Here is a 17,870-nt window from a genome sequence, read left to right on the forward strand (position 1 = left end):
AAATGGTAATGCCAGGAGACAACGCAACATTCAAGATCACACTTCAAAAGCCAATCGCTCTAGAAGAAGGTCTAAGATTCGCTGTTCGTGAAGGTGGTAGAACAGTAGCATCAGGAGTTGTTTCTAAAATAGTTAAATAATCCCATTTGGTGATTAATTTACAACAATTTCAATAAATTTTAAAAGACAAGCTTCAGGGCTTGTCTTTTTTTTTTTGGTCAAGTGACCAAGGTCACATACAAGAAAACTTTTTCCATATATAATATAGACAGAAAATAAAAAAGCATTGCTTTTAAAAAATATATTAGGAGGAAGTATGGAAAAATTAGCATACGATGGATTTAAAGGACAAAAGTGGAAGAATGAAATTAACGTTCGTGATTTTATCCAAGAAAACTACACACCTTATGAGGGAAGTGATGAGTTTTTAGCTCCAAAGAGTGAGAGAACAAGGAAACTGTTTGACCAAGTAGAAGAATTAATTAATAAAGAAATAAGAGATTCTTACAGAAATGCAGATACAAGCAGGTTTTCTTCTATAGATGGGTTTGACGCAGGCTATATTGACAAGGAAAACGAAGTTATAGTTGGTCTGCAAACTGATGAAGTCCTTAAAAGAATAGTTAACCCTTATGGTGGCTACAGGATGGTTGAGCAGTCTCTTGAAGCTTATGGTCAAGAGATGGATCCTGTTCAAGCTAAGTATTTTAAAGAATTTAGAAAAACTCATAATGAGGGTGTTTTCGATGCCTATACAAAAGATATGAGAAAGGCAAGAACTGTGGGACTTTTGACAGGTTTACCAGATGCCTATGGTCGTGGTAGGATAATCGGCGATTACAGGAGAGTTGCCCTTTATGGTATCGACAGGCTAGTTGAAGAGAAGAAAAAAGACTTAGATAAGATTGAAATTGACGAAAATAACCTAGAAGCAAGTATAAGACTTAGGGAAGAAGTTAGTGAGCAAATAAGAGCCCTTGGCAAGATCAAAAATATGGCGGCTAAATATGGTATTGATATTTCAAATCCAGCTACAGATGCTAGGGAAGCTGCACAATTTTTATACTTTGGCTACCTAGCAGCTGTTAAAGAAAACAATGGGGCTGCCATGTCAATTGGTAGAAATGCAGGTTTCTTAGATATTTATATCAAAAGAGATATGGACAGGGGAATCCTAGATGAACTTGGTGCCCAAGAAATAATTGACCAACTTGTTATCAAACTAAGACTTGTTCGCCACCTTAGAACTCCAGACTATGATGAAGTTTTCGGAGGAGACCCAACTTGGGTAACAGAATCAATTGGTGGTATGGGTCTAGATGGAAGGACTCTTGTTACAAAGACAGCCTTCAGATACCTAAATACCCTTATTAACCTAGGATCTGCACCAGAACCAAACATGACGATTCTTTGGGCTGAAAAACTTCCTGAAGGTTGGAAGAAGTTTTGTTCTAAGGTTTCAATTCTTACAGATTCTATCCAATACGAAAATGATGACTTAATGAGAAATATGTATGGGGATGACTATGCCATAGCTTGCTGTGTATCAGCCATGGAAGTGGGCAAGGAAATGCAATTTTTCGGAGCCCGTGCTAACCTTGCAAAATCATTGCTATATTCAATAAATGGAGCAGTTGATGAAAAGAAAAGGAATAAGGATGGCAGCCTAATAAGAGTATTTGAAGATATTGAGCCAATAACAAGTGAATATCTAGACTATGATCAAGTCCTCACAAATTATAAGAAAGTCTTATCAGAATTAGCAGGACTTTATGTTAAAACCCTAAATGTTATCCACTTTATGCATGACAAATACGCCTATGAAGCAGGACAAATGGCCCTTCATGACACCTATGTTAAGAGGAATCTTGCGACAGGAGTGGCTGGACTTTCAATAGTAGCTGATTCCCTATCTGCAATAAAATATGCCAAAGTTAAAGCAGTAAGGGATGAAAATGGAATAGCTGTAGACTTTGAAACTGAGGGAGACTTCCCTAAATATGGCAATGATGATGATAGGGTAGATGAAATAGCTGTAGAAATATTAACCTACTTTAGCAATGAGCTTAAAAAACACGCAACCTATAAAAATTCTAAGATAACCCTATCAGCCTTAACCATAACATCAAATGTAATGTATGGTAAGAAAACTGGATCAACACCAGATGGAAGAAAGGCAGGAGAAGCCTTTGCACCAGGTGCAAACCCAATGCATGGTAGGGATGAGTCAGGAGCTCTAGCAAGCCTAAACTCAGTAGCTAAGCTTCCTTACGAATGTGTATGTGAAGATGGTATTTCAAATACCTTCTCTATAGTGCCAGATGCCCTAGGTAAGGAAGAAGAGGTAAGGATAGAAAATCTAGTAAATATAATGGATGGCTACTTTGGACAAGACGCCTTCCATCTAAATGTTAACGTCCTACAAAGGGAAAAATTACTAGATGCCTATCATAACCCTGATAAATATCCAAACCTAACAATCAGAGTGTCAGGATATGCTGTTCACTTTAACAGGCTCACAGATGAGCAAAAGAGAGAAGTCCTAGAAAGAACCTTCCATCAAACAAGATAGGAAAATATTTTAAAAATAAATGTAAGGGGGACTCAGTAGAGTCCCTTGGACTTTTCTTTTATAAGATAAGTACATTTTACTATATACAAGAGAAATAATTTTAAATAAGGATAATTTTAAGGAGTTTATATGAAAGTTCATTCTATAGAAACAATGGGACTAGTTGATGGACCTGGGATTAGGACTGTATTTTTCCTATCAGGTTGCCCTTTAAGATGTGCTTTTTGTCACAATCCTGATACCCAATCTCCTACTTTTGGTAGGGAATTTAGCCTGGATGAATTGGTAAAGATGGCCCTTAGGATGAAACCTTATTATAAAAATGTAGGCGGCGTTACCTTATCAGGTGGTGAGCCTCTTTTTAGTGGAGAATTTGTCCTTGATGCCATAAGAGCTCTTCATAAGGAAGGAATCCATGTGGCAATTGACACTTCAGGTATTGGAAATCCAAAATATAATAGGGATATAGTAAGGGAAGCTGACCTCATTATCCTTGATATAAAACACTATGACCCTTACTTTTTTAAGGCCCTTACAGGAATTGACCAAAAGCCTCTTTGCGAATTTATGAAGCTAATAGAAGACTCTTCTACCAGGATTTGGATTAGGCATGTAATGATGCCTTTTGTGACAGATACAAAAGATGATATGGAAAGACTTGTCGAATTTATATCTCCCCTCAAGAAGAATATTGATAAGTTTGAAATCTTACCTTACCATACCATGGGTGTTGATAAATACAAAGTCTTGGGCAAGGACTATAGGCTTAAAAATATGAAGCCTATGGATAAGGATAAGGCTAAGGACCTTGAAAAATATGCTAGGGATATGATAAAATCCATATAGGAGTATTTTATGGATAGAAATGAAATAAAAATTTTGTCATATCTTGATGAAAAAGAACTAAATAACTTTCGAATTAGACCTCAGATTTTAGAATATAGGAAGGGAGATGTCATATTTTCCTTTGGTGATGAGCCTAATTTTATGTATGTTATCATAGAGGGTTTTGTAAAAATTTCTATGTATCTTACAGATGGAAGGGAGCAGATTTTATATACTTATAAAAAGGATGATTTTGTAGGGGCCCACAATCTGTTGACTGATGAGAATTATTTATATGAGGCCACAGCCCTTGATAAAACAAGGGTCCTTCTTATATCAAAAATTGATTTTGATAATATTTTAAAAAAGAACAATGACATCCTACTTAAGATTTTAAACCAATCCTTTAGAAGGATTAGGAGGAGTGAAGAGCTTATTGATAGGCTGGTTGGCCTAAATGCTGATATGAAGGTGGCCAAGCTCTTACTTGATCTGGCCTATGATATAGGTGTTGTCAAAAAGGATGGAGTTTTGATTAGATCCCACTTAAGTCGTGAGGAACTTGGCTCTTATTCGGGAGTTGTAAGGGAGACCCTATCTAGGAAACTTTCTAGCTTTGAAGATAGGGGTCTTATCAAAATAATTGACAGGGGCAAGATTTTAATTACAAATATAGAAGCTCTAGAAAAGATGACCTCTTAATTTGTATAAATGAGGGGAGATGATTTTATGAATTATTACATAGGATATTTTTTTGTCTATGCCTTTATCGGTTGGATTATTGAGGTTTCCTTTCAGGGAGTGAATACTGGGTTTCGGAGTCTTTTAAAAATAAAAGGAGTAGTTTTCTATGAAGATAGCTTTAGCAGCGGTGGGTTTTCTAACAAATGATTTAGATTATAACTTTTACAAAATTGAAGAAACGGTAAAAAAGCATGCTAACCAGGCTGATTTGATTCTCTTTGGAGAAAGTTTTTTGCAAGGCTTTGATTGTCTAACTTGGGATTATTCAATAGACATAGATATAGCTGTAAGCCAGGATTCATCAATAATAGATGAAATTAGATCTTTGTGTAAAAAATATAAAGTAGCAGTTTCATTTGGATATATAGAAAAGGATGAGGATAAATTATACAGTAGTCAGTTAACTATCTCTAAGGATGGTGAAATATTAGATAATTTTAGACGTGTGTCTATAGGATGGAAAGAACCTATTGCAGATTTTCACTATGTAGAAGGTGAAGGATTTGGACAATTCTCTTACTTAGAGAAGACTATTTCAGTAGGTTTGTGTGGTGATCTTTGGTATGCAGAAAATTGTATTCAAATGAAGAATTTAGATTCTGATATAGTTCTTTGGCCGGTTTATACAGACTTTGACTCTAAAGAATGGAATGAAAGTATGAAATACGAATATGCTGGGCAAGCTCAAAAATGTGGCAGTAATATTTTGTATGTTAACTCACATTGTCTAGATAAAAATATAGGCATTGTAGCAAGAGGTGGAGCTTGTTTGTTTAATGAAGGAAAGATATTGCATGAACTTCCAGCTGGTGAAGAAGGAGTTCTAATAGTTGAAGTATAGTTGTCACTAGACAAGTTTAGCATCGCAAGGCTTATTAGTTGCTTCAATTTGTATTTGGCACTTTTTTCGTCTCAATTTTAATTTGCGGGTATAGTAATTTAACATAGTAAAAAATAAGGAGATGATTTTATTACGCTTTATATAGGATATTTTTTTGTCTATGCTTTTATCGGTTGGATAATGGAGGTGGCCTATCAAGGAGTACACAGGGGTAGGTTTATCAATAGGGGCTTTCTTAATGGACCCTTATGCCCAATTTATGGTTTTGGAGCCCTGGGAGTTATTTATTTTCTGACAGATATAGCAAAGACTAACAAATTAATTTTATTCTTTGGATCTGTCTTTATTGCTACAGCCTTAGAGCTTGTTGGAGGCTTTTTACTTGAGAAAATCTTTCATAAGAAGTGGTGGGACTATTCCGGTATGCGATTTAATCTTGGCGGCTACATATGCCTTGAATTTTCAATACTTTGGGGCCTAGCTTGTTTTGTCTTATATGAGGCAGTCCATCCTATGGTTGTAAGGTTTTTTACATTCTTGCATCCTAAATTTATTTTTTATACCAATCTTATCTTACTTATAATCTTTGCCATAGATCTTGCTCAGACAATCCTTACCCTAGTTGGCCTAAATAAGAAATTTAAGAAGCTTGAAGCAGCAAGTAAGGATATTAGGGAAGTATCAGATGACATCGGTAAGCGTGTCTATGATAGGACTATGGCTATAAAAGAAAAGGGCGAAGAGATTTCTGAAAGACCTGAAATCAAAGAACTTGAAGGAAGGCGTGCTAAGGTTCGCTCTGACCTTAAGGACATAGAAGCAAGGAGAGCTAAGCTTCGTGCTGACCTTATTGATAAATTTGATAAGATGGGTGAGAGAAGAATTATTAAGGCCTTCCCTAACTTATTAGATGATTTGCTTGATAAGATAGATAAGAAATAAACTTAAATATATAATATCTTTGAAATATAGGCAAAAACAAGTATTATCGTTAAGTGGAGGAATTATGAATAAGAAAACAATAACGATAATGCTTGCCTATGTGGGAGTCTTGACCGGAGCAGGACTTGCATCTGGTCAAGAACTCATGCAATATTTTGTATCCTTAGGGATTTCAGGCATGGTCGGCATATCTATAGTAGCAGTTTTACATATGCTCATAGGTGGCGTCCTACTTATCCTAGGAAGTCATTATCTAGCAACAGACCATTCAGATGTTTTTAGCAAAATAACTAACCAAGTTATTTCGAAATTTATGGACTTTTCTCTTATATTTACCTGTTTTGTAATAGGTTTTGTAATGATAGCAGGGGCAGGGTCTAACCTTAACCAGGCCTTTGGAGTAAATATAAATGTCGGTAGGGTAATATGTGCCTTAATGATTGTAATAATCGGCATGATGGACTTTGATAAGGTTAGTAAGATAATCGGGTCTTTTACACCTTTTATTGTCGTGCTTAGCCTAATTGGAGGAATTTATACCTTTACAACAGCTGATATCAATTGGCAAGAACTTGATAATTTCGCAAGGACCCTACCATCAAATTTTAACTCCCTTAGCCTTACAGTTTTAAACTATTTTGGTATGTGCCTGATGACAGCGGTATCAATGGGCTTTGTCCTAGGTGGAGATGAACTTGCAAGCGAAGATGCAGGCAGGGGCGGCCTTTTAGGAGGAGCCATAGCTGGAATCATGGGTATAATCATTGCCTTTACCTTATTTATCAGGATAGAAGATGTTTATAGTCTTGATATACCAATGCTTGAAATAATCAAGGAAATCAATCCATATCTTGGAATCTTCATGGCTCTTATAATTTTTGGCATGATTTTTAATACAGGAATTTCTTTGTTTTATGCCCTTGCCAGAAGATTTTCAAAGGGAGAGGAAAAGAGATTTAGGCTAATGCTTATAGGCCTTACCCTAGTAGGTTTTATACTATCTTTTGCAGGCTTTAAGAAGCTAGTTTCCATATTTTATCCAATAATCGGCTATGTGGGAATCTTTATGATAGGCCTTTTAGTCTATGCCTACTTTAAGGAAAGACAAGAAATCAAAAAAGAATCCCTAAAAAGAGTCGGAATTAAGCACTATATGAGAAAGAAGCTTGATGAAGATGTAGAATTTACAGAAAATGATGAGTTTAGGCTAAAGAAGCTTATAAACTCTTCTCATATTGATAATAAGGAAATCCTCGAAAAGGCAGAAGAAACTGTACAAGAAGAAATCGACGCTGAAAATGAAGATTATGATATAGAAGATGCCAAAGAAGACATTTCAGATCTTAAAGAAGAGATTAGTAAACTAAAAGAAGAAATTGACCTTCTTAAAGAAGGCAAATAAAAAGAAGCTTAAGCTAGTGGCCCAACCCTTATTTGGATTGGGACCACCGGTTTGGCTTCTTTTTTATTCAGCAGATAAGGCTTCCACTGGGTCCTTGTTTGCTGCTATCCTTGATGGGATGAGCCCTGCTATTAGGCTTAAGGCCACTGAGATTAGTATTAAGATAAGGGCTGCTTCTAGAGGAAGTTTTGCTCCGATTTCAGCAAATCCTGACATTTTTACTATTATCCTTGTTATAAAGATATTTAAGATATAGGATAGGCCGACTCCTATGAGACCTGATAAGAGGCCTATTATCATGGTTTCTGCCATAAAGACCTTGTAGATATCTTTTTTGCTAGCACCGATTGCCCTTAATATTCCAATTTCTTTGGTTCTTTCAAATACTGAGATATAGGTGATAATTCCAATCATGATTGATGAAACTATCAGGGAAACTCCCACAAAGGCTATGAGTATATATGAAATTGCTCCAATTATATCTGTGATAGACTTTGAAATTATCCCGATTAGGTCGGTAAAGGAGATTTGATTTTCAATATCTTTTCCTTGGTTATATTCGTCGATAAAGACTTTGACCTTGTCCCTATTTTCAAAATTGTCTACATAGATCGAAATCTTTGATGGATTTTTTTCTTCTATATATCCTAAATTTTCCAAGTTTTTCTTGTAGGAAAAGTCTTTTAGAAACTCATCGTAGATTTCAAGGAAGGTATTTTTATCATCCTCTTTTAAAAGATAATCTACCATCTGCCTGTTATTCTGAGACTCATTTGGACTAGCAAGACTCTTGCCTGCCATGGCAAGTTTTTTGCTTTCCTCTTGCATTTTCTTCACCAAATCTTCCTTATTTTGAAGAATCCATCCATTGACCCTTGCAAGGTCAGTTTCGGTTAAATTATTTAGGTAGTCCTTACTTTGCTTTATCTTTTCATCGTCATTTTCTGCCCTAAATTTTAGGCCGTTTAGGACATTGGTATCTTGGTTTTCTATTTGTTTTTTGATAATCTCCTGATTATTTACATAGGCAATCATATCCTTGGTAAAGCCCTCCGTATAGGCTAGGGGAGTTTGAATTATCCTATTGTCATCGTCCTTTGTCTTTTTTGCTATGCCTACGATTTTAAGTGTCTTGGCGTCTTTGATTTTCTCATCTACTTTTGCCTGATTCTCCTTAATAGATACAAAGTTATTGCCTTCTTTTTCGTAATAATCGGAAGGGCTTAGGATTTTATATTCCTTGCCGAGGATTTCTTTTGAATCTAGACTGACCTTTTTGATGTCAACTTTTTTCTTATCATCCAAATCTCTTAGTATATCTTCATATTCTTTTTTTGGAAGAAAGCCTAATTCATAAAATTTGGACCTTAGGATCTGATTGTTGTAGTCTGTGAAAAGTATTAGTTCATTAGGATTTTCTGGCCAATGACCTGCTACAATCTCGTATTCATCCTTGACCATAGGGGAGATTTGTCCATCCTTAGTAGTAATTAGTTGGGATATATTTGGGTTTTGCTTAGAAGCTCCAAAGGCAAATGGAAAACTAAAACCAGCAGGTCTCACGTTTTCAAAATCTGACCCGTCCGTATTTACAAGTTCACCCTTTGGGTCCTTGGTGAAGATGTCAAATTTGCCATCGTAGGTGTAGGAGATAAAGTTATTTCCGACTTCATTAGATAATTTTTGGTCATTAGCCTCTAAATATAACTTGAATTTCTCAAGGTCATTTTCTAAGCCGCTGCCAGAAAGCTTGGACCTATTTTTAAGGCCTATGTCATTTGATGCGACCTTGCTTTGATCTGTGTTTTTATTTTTATCTTCTCCCATTTGGCCAAGGGAAGCTAAGTCGACTGAGCTTTTCTCAATTTCTATAGGATAGGATTTGAGGGCATTTTTCTGGTTTTCTTCGATAAATTCGCTTGCACCATTTGAAATGGATAAGATTAGAGCAACCCCTATTATCCCGATTGACCCAGCAAAGGCTGTAAGGAGAGTCCTGGCTTTTTTATTTAAAAGATTATTAAAGGAAAGACCTAGGGCTGTCCTAAGCTTAAGGGCAATCTTAGAAATCTTGAAATTATCAGATGTATCAGTATCCTCGTAAGGATTTGAATCTGATATAATTTGACCATCTTTGATACCGATTATTCTTGTTGAATACTCTTCGGCAAGGGACTGGTTGTGGGTTACCATGATTACAAGCTTATCCTTAGCAATTTCCTTTAAAAGGTCCATGATAGCAAGGGATGTTTCGCTATCAAGGGCACCTGTAGGCTCATCAGCCAGAAGGATTTGTGGGTCATTTACTAGGGCCCTGGCAATGGCGACACGTTGCATCTGTCCACCGGAAAGCTCTGAGGGCTTCTTATAAATATGGTCTTTTAAGCCAACTCTTTCTAGGGCTTTGATGGCCTTATCCTTCATATTACCCGTATCCTTATTAGATAGGGTAAGGGAAAGAATTACATTATCAAGGACCGTTTGGTGGGAAATAAGGTTATAGGATTGGAAAATAAAACCTATTCTAACATTCCTATAAAAATCCCAATCCTTGTCGGTAAATTTCTTAGTTGATCTTCCGTCTATAATAAGATCACCTTCATCATAACGCATAAGACCGCCAATTATATTAAGGAGGGTAGTCTTGCCGCCTCCAGACTGGCCTAAGATTGAAACAAATTCATTTTCTCTAAAAGAAATAGATACACCATCAAGGGCCTTTTGTGAAAAGCCTTGAGTGTGATAAATTTTTGATATATTTTTAAGTTTTAACATATTTTTCCTTTCTGGTCTATTATACATTTTTTCAAACTTATGCAAAGGAGTATAATCTAAGCAAAAAGTACTTATAATAAGTGAGTTTTAATCTTGGAGGAGACAATGCTAGATAATAAAGGCTTTGACTTATGGGCAGGAACTTATGATCAGACAGTAGAAGAAACTGATGATGAAAAGTCCTATCCCTTTGCCGGTTATAAGGAAATTATAAATGAGATTTATAAGAGGATTTTAAATTCTAAAGCTCATAGAGTATTAGACCTGGGCTTTGGCACAGGAAGGTTAGCTAAGGCCTTATATGACCAGGGTCTTGAAATTTTCGGTCAAGATTTTTCAGAAGAGATGCTAAAGCTAGCTCAAGAAAAGATGCCAAAAGCAAATTTATACTTGGGAAATCTTGCTGATGGCCTAGCTAGTGGTTTGATTGATAAAAAATATGATGCCATTGTTGGAACATATTCCCTCCACCATTTGGATGATAAGGAGAAAGTAGTCCTCATAAAGTTTTTACTTACTCTCCTTAATGATGGCGGAAAAATATATATTGGTGATGTGGCCTTTGAAAGCCGTAGGGATTTGGAAGCTTGCAAGAGAGAAGCGGAAAAATATTGGGATGATGATGAGATTTATTTTGTATATGATGAAATAAAAAAATCCTTTCCTGATATAAACTTTGAAAAATTTTCCTTTTGCGCAGGTCTTTTGACTCTTGTTAAATAAATTTAAGAAAAATAGAAAGATGATATGGGCGAAATTATAATTATAGGGACTGACCTAAAAGATTTTAAGAAATTACAAGTAAATACAAGGTTTTATAAGTCTTTGGGTGCTGATTTTATAATTATAAGGCTCTCTGATGACCTCAATGAGGCAAGGATAAAAGAACTTTTTAATCTTAATGATTATTATAATAAGCAAGGTCTGGGGCTCGGCCTAGGCTTTGACCTTAAGGATTTGATGGCAGCTTTACTTTCTAAACCTGCTTCAGCCATTGATTTTTCTGATCCGAAAATTAGAAAAAGCCTTTATCATTTTATTGAATATTTAATTAAGCATGGGATTTCATTTTTTAATGTAGAAGGCCTGGAAAATCTAAAAAGTTCTAGTTTGGGCCTTTTTGAAGCTGTAAGAGAGCTTAATAAAAATACCTTTTTTAACAAGGAAATTATAAGCTTGGGGACTTTCAAAAACCAAAGTCTTGATATCAGGCCCTTATCAAATCCCAAGCTTCCTGGCCTAAGCCTAATTGGCTATGAAGGGCAAGTAAGAGATTTACTAAAGCTTAGTTTAAATTTTTGGGAAACTGGGTCGGGACTTTGTTTGACTTATTCAAATTTCTGGAAGCAAGGAATTAATTTTAGAAATTATCCAATCTATGCAAAGAGGATGATTTACATGACCTTATTTTTCCTGAAATCTAGCCTTTATGTAAATGAGAGTGATTTAGATTTTGATGATGTGATATTTTTACGAAAGCTATTTGATCTTAAAAGCAAAATCGCTAGGGTAAGAGGCCTTAGGAAAATTCTCCCAAAAGAATCTGAAATTATAGCCTTTATTAGGCAGCAAGATGACGAAAAGATTTTATTCTTAGCAAATAGGGGCCAAAATGAAGTCTTAATTGATATAGGCTACCAGGTTATGGATTACAAAGAATATAAATATTTGCTAGGTTCTTATACATCAAGGAGTCTCTATAGAAATATCCTCTTAAGGCCCTACGAAGCAGTCGCTTTTATAAGGTCTAAATAATTGTAAAAGTCGCTAAATATTGTAAAATCAAATATAGATAAGTCAGGAGACATCAGGAGGAAATATGAAAATTGTTGTACTTGGCATGGGCTATGTGGGCCTTTCAAATGCTATTTTGCTAGCTCAATCAGAAGAGGTGGTTGGGGTAGATATAAGTAAAGAAAAAGTTGACCTTATCAATAACAATATATCACCAATTAAGGATGATTACATAGAAAACTATCTTAAGAACAAAGAATTAAATCTAGTGGCAAAGACTAGTGGAGTAGATGATTTTAAGGACAGCGACCTAGTAATCCTTGCTCTTCCTACAAATTATGATGAGGAGGAATCTTATTTTGACACATCTTTCTTAGACGATGCTATAAAGGAGATTAAGGCTATAAGGAAAGACTTGCCAATTCTTATAAAATCAACTATACCAATAGGCTACACCAAAAAAATAAATGACTTATATGGATGTGACAATATAATATTTTCGCCAGAATTTTTAAGAGAGGGCAGGGCACTTTACGATTCTTTGAATCCTTCTAGGATTATTGTTTCAAATGAAGGGGGCTTTGGAGAGAAAATCGGAAGTCTTTATAAGAAAGAAGCCCTAAATGACCCAGAACTTATTCTTATGGGCTCAAGCGAGGCTGAGGCTGTAAAGCTATTTGCCAATACTTACCTTGCCCTAAGGGTGGCCTTTTTTAATGAGCTAGACTCCTTTAGCTTGGCCAAGGGACTTGACTCTAAAAATATTATAAGGGGTGTGTCAGCTGATCCAAGGATTGGAGACCATTACAATAACCCATCTTTTGGTTATGGTGGTTATTGCTTGCCAAAGGATACCAAGCAGCTTTATGCTAACTTTGCCGGCATACCAAATGCCTTATTTAAGGCAATTATTGATGCCAATGACATTAGAAAAGATTATTTAAGCAAGGACATTATGGATAAGAAGCCAAACTTAATCGGCATCTATAGGCTGGTTATGAAAAAGGGTTCAGATAATTTTAGAAAGTCTGCTATCTTTGATGTGATTGAAAATCTCAAAAAAGAGGGAGCAAATTTAATTATATATGAGCCAAATATTGACGGCGATGATTTTGAAGGCATGAAGGTCGTTAATAATTTAAAAGATTTTAAAAAGGCAGACCTAATCTTAGCAAATAGGCTTGAAGACGAGCTTATAGATGTAAGAGAAAGGGTCTACACTAGAGATTTATTTAACAGGGATTAATATTATGACAGATAAAAAATTCGTACCCGAGGTACATTCCAAACTTAGAAAATCATTTATATCAGTACCAGAAGAAATTTATAAGGCAAGCGGGATCAAGATTTTTGATAAGAGAATTAAATCTCTGCTATTTACGACAGACCTTGCTATAATCAGAAACTCAAATGCCGACTCAATTATGGCAGTATATCCATACACACCCCTTAATTCTATAACAGAATCTATAATTTCAATTGCAAGCGTGCCTTGCTTTATAGGAGTGGGTGGGGGAACAACTCAAGGACCAAGGTCAAGGGCGATAGCCTATTATGCTGAGCTTGCAGGAGCCTATGGAGTGGTAGTAAATGGGCCAATTCCTCACGAAGATATAGAAGAGATTTCTAAATTTGTAGACATACCAGTCATAGCCACTGTGACCTCGCTTAAGGATGATTACAAGGCAAAAATTGCGGCAGGAGCAGAGATTTTAAATGTATCAGGGGGCAAGTATACAGCAGATTTAGTTGCCCACATTAGGGCTGATATTGGAGATAAGTTCCCTATAATTGCCACTGGTGGTAAGGACGGCAAATCCATCCTAGAGACCATCGATGCAGGGGCAAATGCTATTTCCTACACCCCACCTTCATCATCAGATGTCTTTGGGTCAATGATGGATAAGTATAGAAACGAGGATATCTAATGTATGGTGGATATTTTACTGATGTTGGAAATATAAAATTAGGTCACGCCCAAGACTTAGAGGGAGGAACAGGCCTAAGCATAATCCTTCCAGATCCAGGTAATACCGCAGGAGTTGATGTAAGGGGAGGGGCGCCAGGCACTAGAGAGACTGACCTATTAAATCCTCTAAACCAAGTTTCAGAGCTAAGCGGCCTTATCCTTTCAGGAGGGTCTGCCTATGGACTTGAGGCTTCCTCGGCTTTGATGAAAATCCTTGAAAATGAAGGGATTGGTTTTAATGTAGGTGTGGGAGTCGTGCCAATAATTAGCCAGGCGGTTTTATTTGACCTAGCCTATAAAAGTTCTAAGGCAAGACCAAACAAAGCCATGACTCAAAAGGCTTATGAAAATGCAAACTATGAAGATAAGAGCCAGGGACTAGTTGGAGCAGGGACTGGAGCAACAGTTGCCAAGGGCCTTGGTCCAGACCATTTGATGAAATCAGGTCTTGGCCAAGCTTCAATAAAAAGGGGTGACCTAGTTGTATCTGCAATCGTTGCTGTAAATGCCTTTGGAGATATCTATGACTACCATAAGGGCCTTCAAATCGCAGGACCAACTATAGATGGCAAGATGGTAAAAACCATGGATTACCTAGACCAAATCCTAGGATCTTTTGCTGATATCAAGCCAACTAACACAACAATTGGGGCAGTAGCAACCAATGCGACCTTTACTAAGACTGAGCTTACAAAAATTGCCGGCATGGCCCATGATGGCTATGCTAGATCGATTAATCCAGTCCACACAATGATGGATGGGGATACAATATTCTCCTTAGCTACCAATAAAATCAAGGCAGATATTAACCTGGTTGGCGCCTTGGCAGCTGATGTCATGAGCAAAGCCATTGCCAATGCTATTTATAGCTTAGTAGAAATTGAAAATTAATTCTGATATTCAAAAGGCTAGGAAATCCTAGTCTTTTTCTTTGCGTATAAATTGACAAGATTAGCTTATATTTACTTAAATAGTATAATATATATGTATTATAATATATCTTATAAAATTATGAAATAAGGATGGAGGAGGATTTTATTGGATATTCAGATTAAATTAGCCCTGATGATTTTTTTGGGAATTATTGGAGGCAAGATTTCACGAAGGTTTAAATTGCCAAATGTCACAGGTTATATAGTGGCTGGTTTGTTATTAGGACCTTCATTTTTAAATGTTTTAAGTGAGGCTAACCAGCCTATGGTCGACTTTGTAAATGAGTTTGCCCTAGGAATTATTGCCTTTTCGATTGGAAGTGAGTTTAGGCTAGAAGATTTGAAAAAGCTTGGCAAGGACGTCTTTGTAATCACTGTTTTTGAGGTCCTTGGGGTCTTGATTTTAGTATTTTCAGTCATGTATTTTATTTTGGACAAGTCCTTTGTTTTTTCAATTATCATAGCTTCTATGTCAGCAGCTACTGCTCCAGCAGGGACAATGATGGTTATTAGGCAATTTAGAGCCTATGGGCCACTTACCAAGACAATTTTACCAGTTGCAGCCCTTGATGATGTCCTTGGAATTATAAGCTTTGGAGTTTCTATGTCCTTGGCCAAATTTGCCATTGGAGAAAAGAGCTTATCAATACCTATGATGATACTTAGTCCGCTGATAGAAATTGCCCTGTCATTTTTATTAGGACTTTTAATTGGCTTAGTATTTACCTATTTAATTAAGAAAGTTAGGTCAAAGGATGATGAGCTTTCGGCAATTATTACAGTAATTTTATTATCAACTGGTCTTGCAAATTTCTTCAAGCTTTCACCACTTTTGGTGGCGTTTTAAGGTCGGTTATGGATAATAATAGACCTTATAATAAGACAATTTTTACACTAGTAGATGACGAAGACTTAAGGGCGACCAAGGATGCTGTTAAGGAAGTCCTAGGTGATATGAACCAGCCTGGAGTAGGCCTGATGTTTTCTATAGATGTGGGAGATGTCGTTGGAATATAAAGATTAAGAGGCCTGGACCTCTTTTTTCTTGCCCAAATAAAAAATTCCTAATCCGAGAATGGATTTAGGAATTTTTTATATATACTTTACATAAAGGTTGCCCCGTCACAGTAGAGGATTTCTCCTGATACATAGGAAGCCATATCGCTTGCTAAAAATAAGACTGCATTTGCAACATCTTCTGGCTCGCCAATCCTTTTTAGTGGAATCATTTGTTTGACAGGTTCGATTTGTTCTTTAGGAAGGACTTTGACCATGTCTGTGTTTGTAACACCAGGAGCAATGGCATTTACTCTAATTCCATAAGGACCTAGTTCTCTAGCAAGGGATATAGTTAGGCCATTTATGGCAAATTTACTTGTCGGATAAGCAACACCTAGTTGTTGGCCATTTTTACTTACCATTGATGAGAAGTTTACAATTACCCCGCCCATTTTCTCTATGAAATGAGGCAGGATCTTGTGAATCATATTGTAGGTTCCATTTACATTTATATTCATTATATTGGCAAAATGGGCAAGGTCAGCGTCAAGGCTTGGGATATTATCTGAAACTCCTGCACAGTTTACTAGGATATCAACCTTGCCGAAGTCACTTAGGACTTTTTCTACAAATTCTTTTACACTTTCTTCATCTGTAAGCTTTGGCCAGTAACCCTTAAAATTTTCTTGATCATATTTTTCCCTTAAGTTCGCAAGAGCCTTGTTAGCTGATTCTTCTCTTGAACCAAGAACAGCAACTTTTGCTCCATTATCTAAAAATTTTTCTGCAACGGCATAACCAATACCTCTTGATGAGCCAGTTATGATTGCAACTTTTCCTTCTAATAATTTCATATTTGCCTCCTTTATTTCTTAATTAATACTTACCCCTTTTAGAAAATAAATATCCTTAAAGATATTATTTGACATAAGGATGCTATAGGAGTATTATTACTAGGAATTCTCTACTCCGTAGTATAAACGGGGTCAATAGTCCATAGGGAGGTGAAAATATGAATATATATGAAGCAGTATTGATTTTCAAAACTGACTTAGCTGATGCTGACAGAGTAGCTCTTCTTGATAGATTTAAAGGTCATATCGAAGAAAATGGCGAAGTTGTATCAGTTGATGATTGGGGAAAGAGAAGACTAGCATATGAGATTAACGATCTTAAAGATGGTTACTACTATATCGTAGACTTCAAAGCTGAACCAGATCACATCAAAGAATTCGAAAGAAGATTAAGACTATCTGATTCAATTCTTAGATACATGGTTATAAGAAAAGAGGACTAATTTGAATAAGGTTATACTGATAGGTCGCCTAACAAGGGACCCAGAGTTAAGGTACACACAATCAAACCAAGCGGTTTGTACATTCAATTTAGCTATTGATAGAAGATTAAGCAGAGAAAGAAGAGAAGAAGCGGAAGCATCTAATCGTCAAACAGCGGATTTTCCAAGAATCACAGTTTGGGGTAGACAAGGCGAAAATGCCTCTAAATACCTCAGCAAAGGAAGTCAATGTGCAGTAGAAGGTAGGATTCAAACAGGAAGCTACCAAGATAGAGAAACAGGTAAGACTGTTTATACAACAGATGTTGTTGCTGATAATGTTGAGTTTTTAGGCTCAAGAAATGACGGTCAAAGGTCAGGTAATAGCGGATCTTTCCCAGGTGACAACCAAGATACCTATAATAACAATTATTCTCAAACTAACAACTACCAAAATCAAAATTACAATCAACAAAACCAAGGCTCAAATAACTTTGGCGGCAATGATGACTTTTTTGATGATGACTTTACTGAAATCCAAGACGATGGTAGAATTCCCTTCTAGATTATAGAGAAAGGAATAACAATGGCAGTAAGAAGATTTAAACCAAGAAAAAAGGTTGATCCATTTGTTAAAGACCCATCTAAAGTAATAGATTACAAAGATATTGAAACTCTAAAAAGATTTATTACTGACAGAGGTAAGATTCTTCCAAGAAGAGTTACAGGTCTTAACGCTAAACACCAAAGAGAAATAACAAGAGCAATCAAAAGAGCTAGACAAGTAGCTTTATTGCCTTACGAAGAACAATAAGAATAATAAAAAAATATATAAATTTCAATAAGCAATTAGAAGGGG

General features: G+C 36.1%; 18 protein-coding genes and 1 pseudogene. 17 read left to right on the forward strand and 2 right to left on the reverse strand.

The annotated features are described in order from the left end of the window. The 7 genes and pseudogenes from tuf to NH288_RS09760 form a co-directional block, all read left to right on the forward strand. Window positions 1-140: pseudogene (gene tuf, locus NH288_RS09730) on the forward strand (elongation factor Tu); the annotation flags it as partial. A 176-nt stretch (window positions 141-316) separates the two neighbouring features. Further along, the gene (gene pflB, locus NH288_RS09735; RefSeq protein ID WP_265214978.1) at window positions 317-2,572 is read left to right on the forward strand and encodes a formate C-acetyltransferase; all 2,256 of its coding nucleotides are present in this window, start codon (window positions 317-319) and stop codon (window positions 2,570-2,572) included. A gap of 129 nt (window positions 2,573-2,701) precedes the next feature. Next, window positions 2,702-3,418 (forward strand): pyruvate formate-lyase-activating protein, encoded by a 717-nt coding sequence (gene pflA, locus NH288_RS09740; protein ID WP_265214980.1) that lies wholly within the window; start codon window positions 2,702-2,704, stop codon window positions 3,416-3,418. 9 nt (window positions 3,419-3,427) lie between these two features. Further along, a complete protein-coding gene (locus tag NH288_RS09745) occupies window positions 3,428-4,099 on the forward strand; it encodes a Crp/Fnr family transcriptional regulator (RefSeq protein ID WP_265214981.1) in 672 nt (223 codons plus the stop codon). A 148-nt stretch (window positions 4,100-4,247) separates the two neighbouring features. After that, window positions 4,248-4,982: a carbon-nitrogen hydrolase family protein gene (locus NH288_RS09750; protein ID WP_265214983.1), complete on the forward strand. Its 735-nt coding sequence runs from the start codon at window positions 4,248-4,250 to the stop codon at window positions 4,980-4,982. A 141-nt stretch (window positions 4,983-5,123) separates the two neighbouring features. Then, the gene (locus tag NH288_RS09755; protein WP_265215005.1) at window positions 5,124-5,924 is read left to right on the forward strand and encodes a putative ABC transporter permease; all 801 of its coding nucleotides are present in this window, start codon (window positions 5,124-5,126) and stop codon (window positions 5,922-5,924) included. A 64-nt stretch (window positions 5,925-5,988) separates the two neighbouring features. Beyond that, the gene (locus NH288_RS09760; protein ID WP_265214985.1) at window positions 5,989-7,326 is read left to right on the forward strand and encodes a hypothetical protein; all 1,338 of its coding nucleotides are present in this window, start codon (window positions 5,989-5,991) and stop codon (window positions 7,324-7,326) included. 63 nt (window positions 7,327-7,389) lie between these two features. Here NH288_RS09760 and NH288_RS09765 read toward each other — a convergent pair whose 3' ends face one another. Further along, on the reverse strand, window positions 7,390-10,101 hold the full coding sequence (locus NH288_RS09765; RefSeq protein ID WP_265214987.1) for an ATP-binding cassette domain-containing protein: 2,712 nt from the start codon (window positions 10,099-10,101) through the stop codon (window positions 7,390-7,392). A 105-nt stretch (window positions 10,102-10,206) separates the two neighbouring features. On the opposite strand from NH288_RS09765, the gene NH288_RS09770 reads away from it, so the two are divergent. The 7 genes from NH288_RS09770 (at window position 10,207) to NH288_RS09800 (ending at window position 15,753) form a co-directional block, all read left to right on the forward strand. Continuing rightward, entirely contained in the window at window positions 10,207-10,824 is a 618-nt protein-coding gene (locus NH288_RS09770) for a class I SAM-dependent methyltransferase (RefSeq protein WP_265214988.1), read from the forward strand. Window positions 10,825-10,848: 24 nt separating this feature from the next. Beyond that, window positions 10,849-11,856, forward strand: a complete 1,008-nt coding sequence (locus tag NH288_RS09775) for an alpha-glucosidase C-terminal domain-containing protein (RefSeq protein ID WP_265214990.1) — start codon at window positions 10,849-10,851, stop codon at window positions 11,854-11,856. 64 nt (window positions 11,857-11,920) lie between these two features. Next, entirely contained in the window at window positions 11,921-13,081 is a 1,161-nt protein-coding gene (locus NH288_RS09780) for a nucleotide sugar dehydrogenase (RefSeq protein WP_265214992.1), read from the forward strand. A 4-nt stretch (window positions 13,082-13,085) separates the two neighbouring features. Beyond that, window positions 13,086-13,763: a hydrolase gene (locus tag NH288_RS09785; protein ID WP_265214994.1), complete on the forward strand. Its 678-nt coding sequence runs from the start codon at window positions 13,086-13,088 to the stop codon at window positions 13,761-13,763. After that, window positions 13,763-14,695 carry a P1 family peptidase gene (locus NH288_RS09790; RefSeq protein WP_265214996.1) on the forward strand — a complete coding sequence of 311 codons (933 nt, stop codon included), beginning with the start codon at window positions 13,763-13,765 and terminating at the stop codon, window positions 14,693-14,695. Before NH288_RS09785 ends, NH288_RS09790 begins: the two co-directional genes overlap by 1 nt. Before the next feature lie 147 nt (window positions 14,696-14,842). Then, window positions 14,843-15,583, forward strand: coding sequence for a cation:proton antiporter (locus NH288_RS09795; RefSeq protein ID WP_265214998.1), 741 nt, complete (start codon window positions 14,843-14,845; stop codon window positions 15,581-15,583). Window positions 15,584-15,591: 8 nt separating this feature from the next. Further along, window positions 15,592-15,753, forward strand: a complete 162-nt coding sequence (locus tag NH288_RS09800) for a hypothetical protein (RefSeq protein WP_158698362.1) — start codon at window positions 15,592-15,594, stop codon at window positions 15,751-15,753. Window positions 15,754-15,839: 86 nt separating this feature from the next. Here the strand turns inward: NH288_RS09800 and NH288_RS09805 are convergent, their stop codons facing one another. Continuing rightward, complete coding sequence (locus NH288_RS09805) at window positions 15,840-16,589, reverse strand: SDR family NAD(P)-dependent oxidoreductase (protein ID WP_265215000.1); 750 nt, start codon at window positions 16,587-16,589, stop codon at window positions 15,840-15,842. A 158-nt stretch (window positions 16,590-16,747) separates the two neighbouring features. Between NH288_RS09805 and rpsF the strand changes: the two genes are divergently transcribed. The 3 genes from rpsF to rpsR are packed head-to-tail and all read left to right on the forward strand — an operon-like array spanning window position 16,748 to window position 17,825. Continuing rightward, window positions 16,748-17,032 (forward strand): 30S ribosomal protein S6, encoded by a 285-nt coding sequence (gene rpsF, locus NH288_RS09810; RefSeq protein ID WP_106459874.1) that lies wholly within the window; start codon window positions 16,748-16,750, stop codon window positions 17,030-17,032. Between the two features lies 1 nt (window position 17,033). Continuing rightward, complete coding sequence (locus NH288_RS09815) at window positions 17,034-17,576, forward strand: single-stranded DNA-binding protein (protein WP_265215003.1); 543 nt, start codon at window positions 17,034-17,036, stop codon at window positions 17,574-17,576. 21 nt (window positions 17,577-17,597) lie between these two features. Next, window positions 17,598-17,825: a 30S ribosomal protein S18 gene (gene rpsR / locus NH288_RS09820; protein ID WP_106459876.1), complete on the forward strand. Its 228-nt coding sequence runs from the start codon at window positions 17,598-17,600 to the stop codon at window positions 17,823-17,825. Window positions 17,826-17,870: the final 45 nt, after the last annotated feature.

This window comes from Anaerococcus sp. NML200537 (assembly GCF_026131715.1).
Lineage (GTDB): Bacteria > Bacillota > Clostridia > Tissierellales > Peptoniphilaceae > Anaerococcus > Anaerococcus kampingae.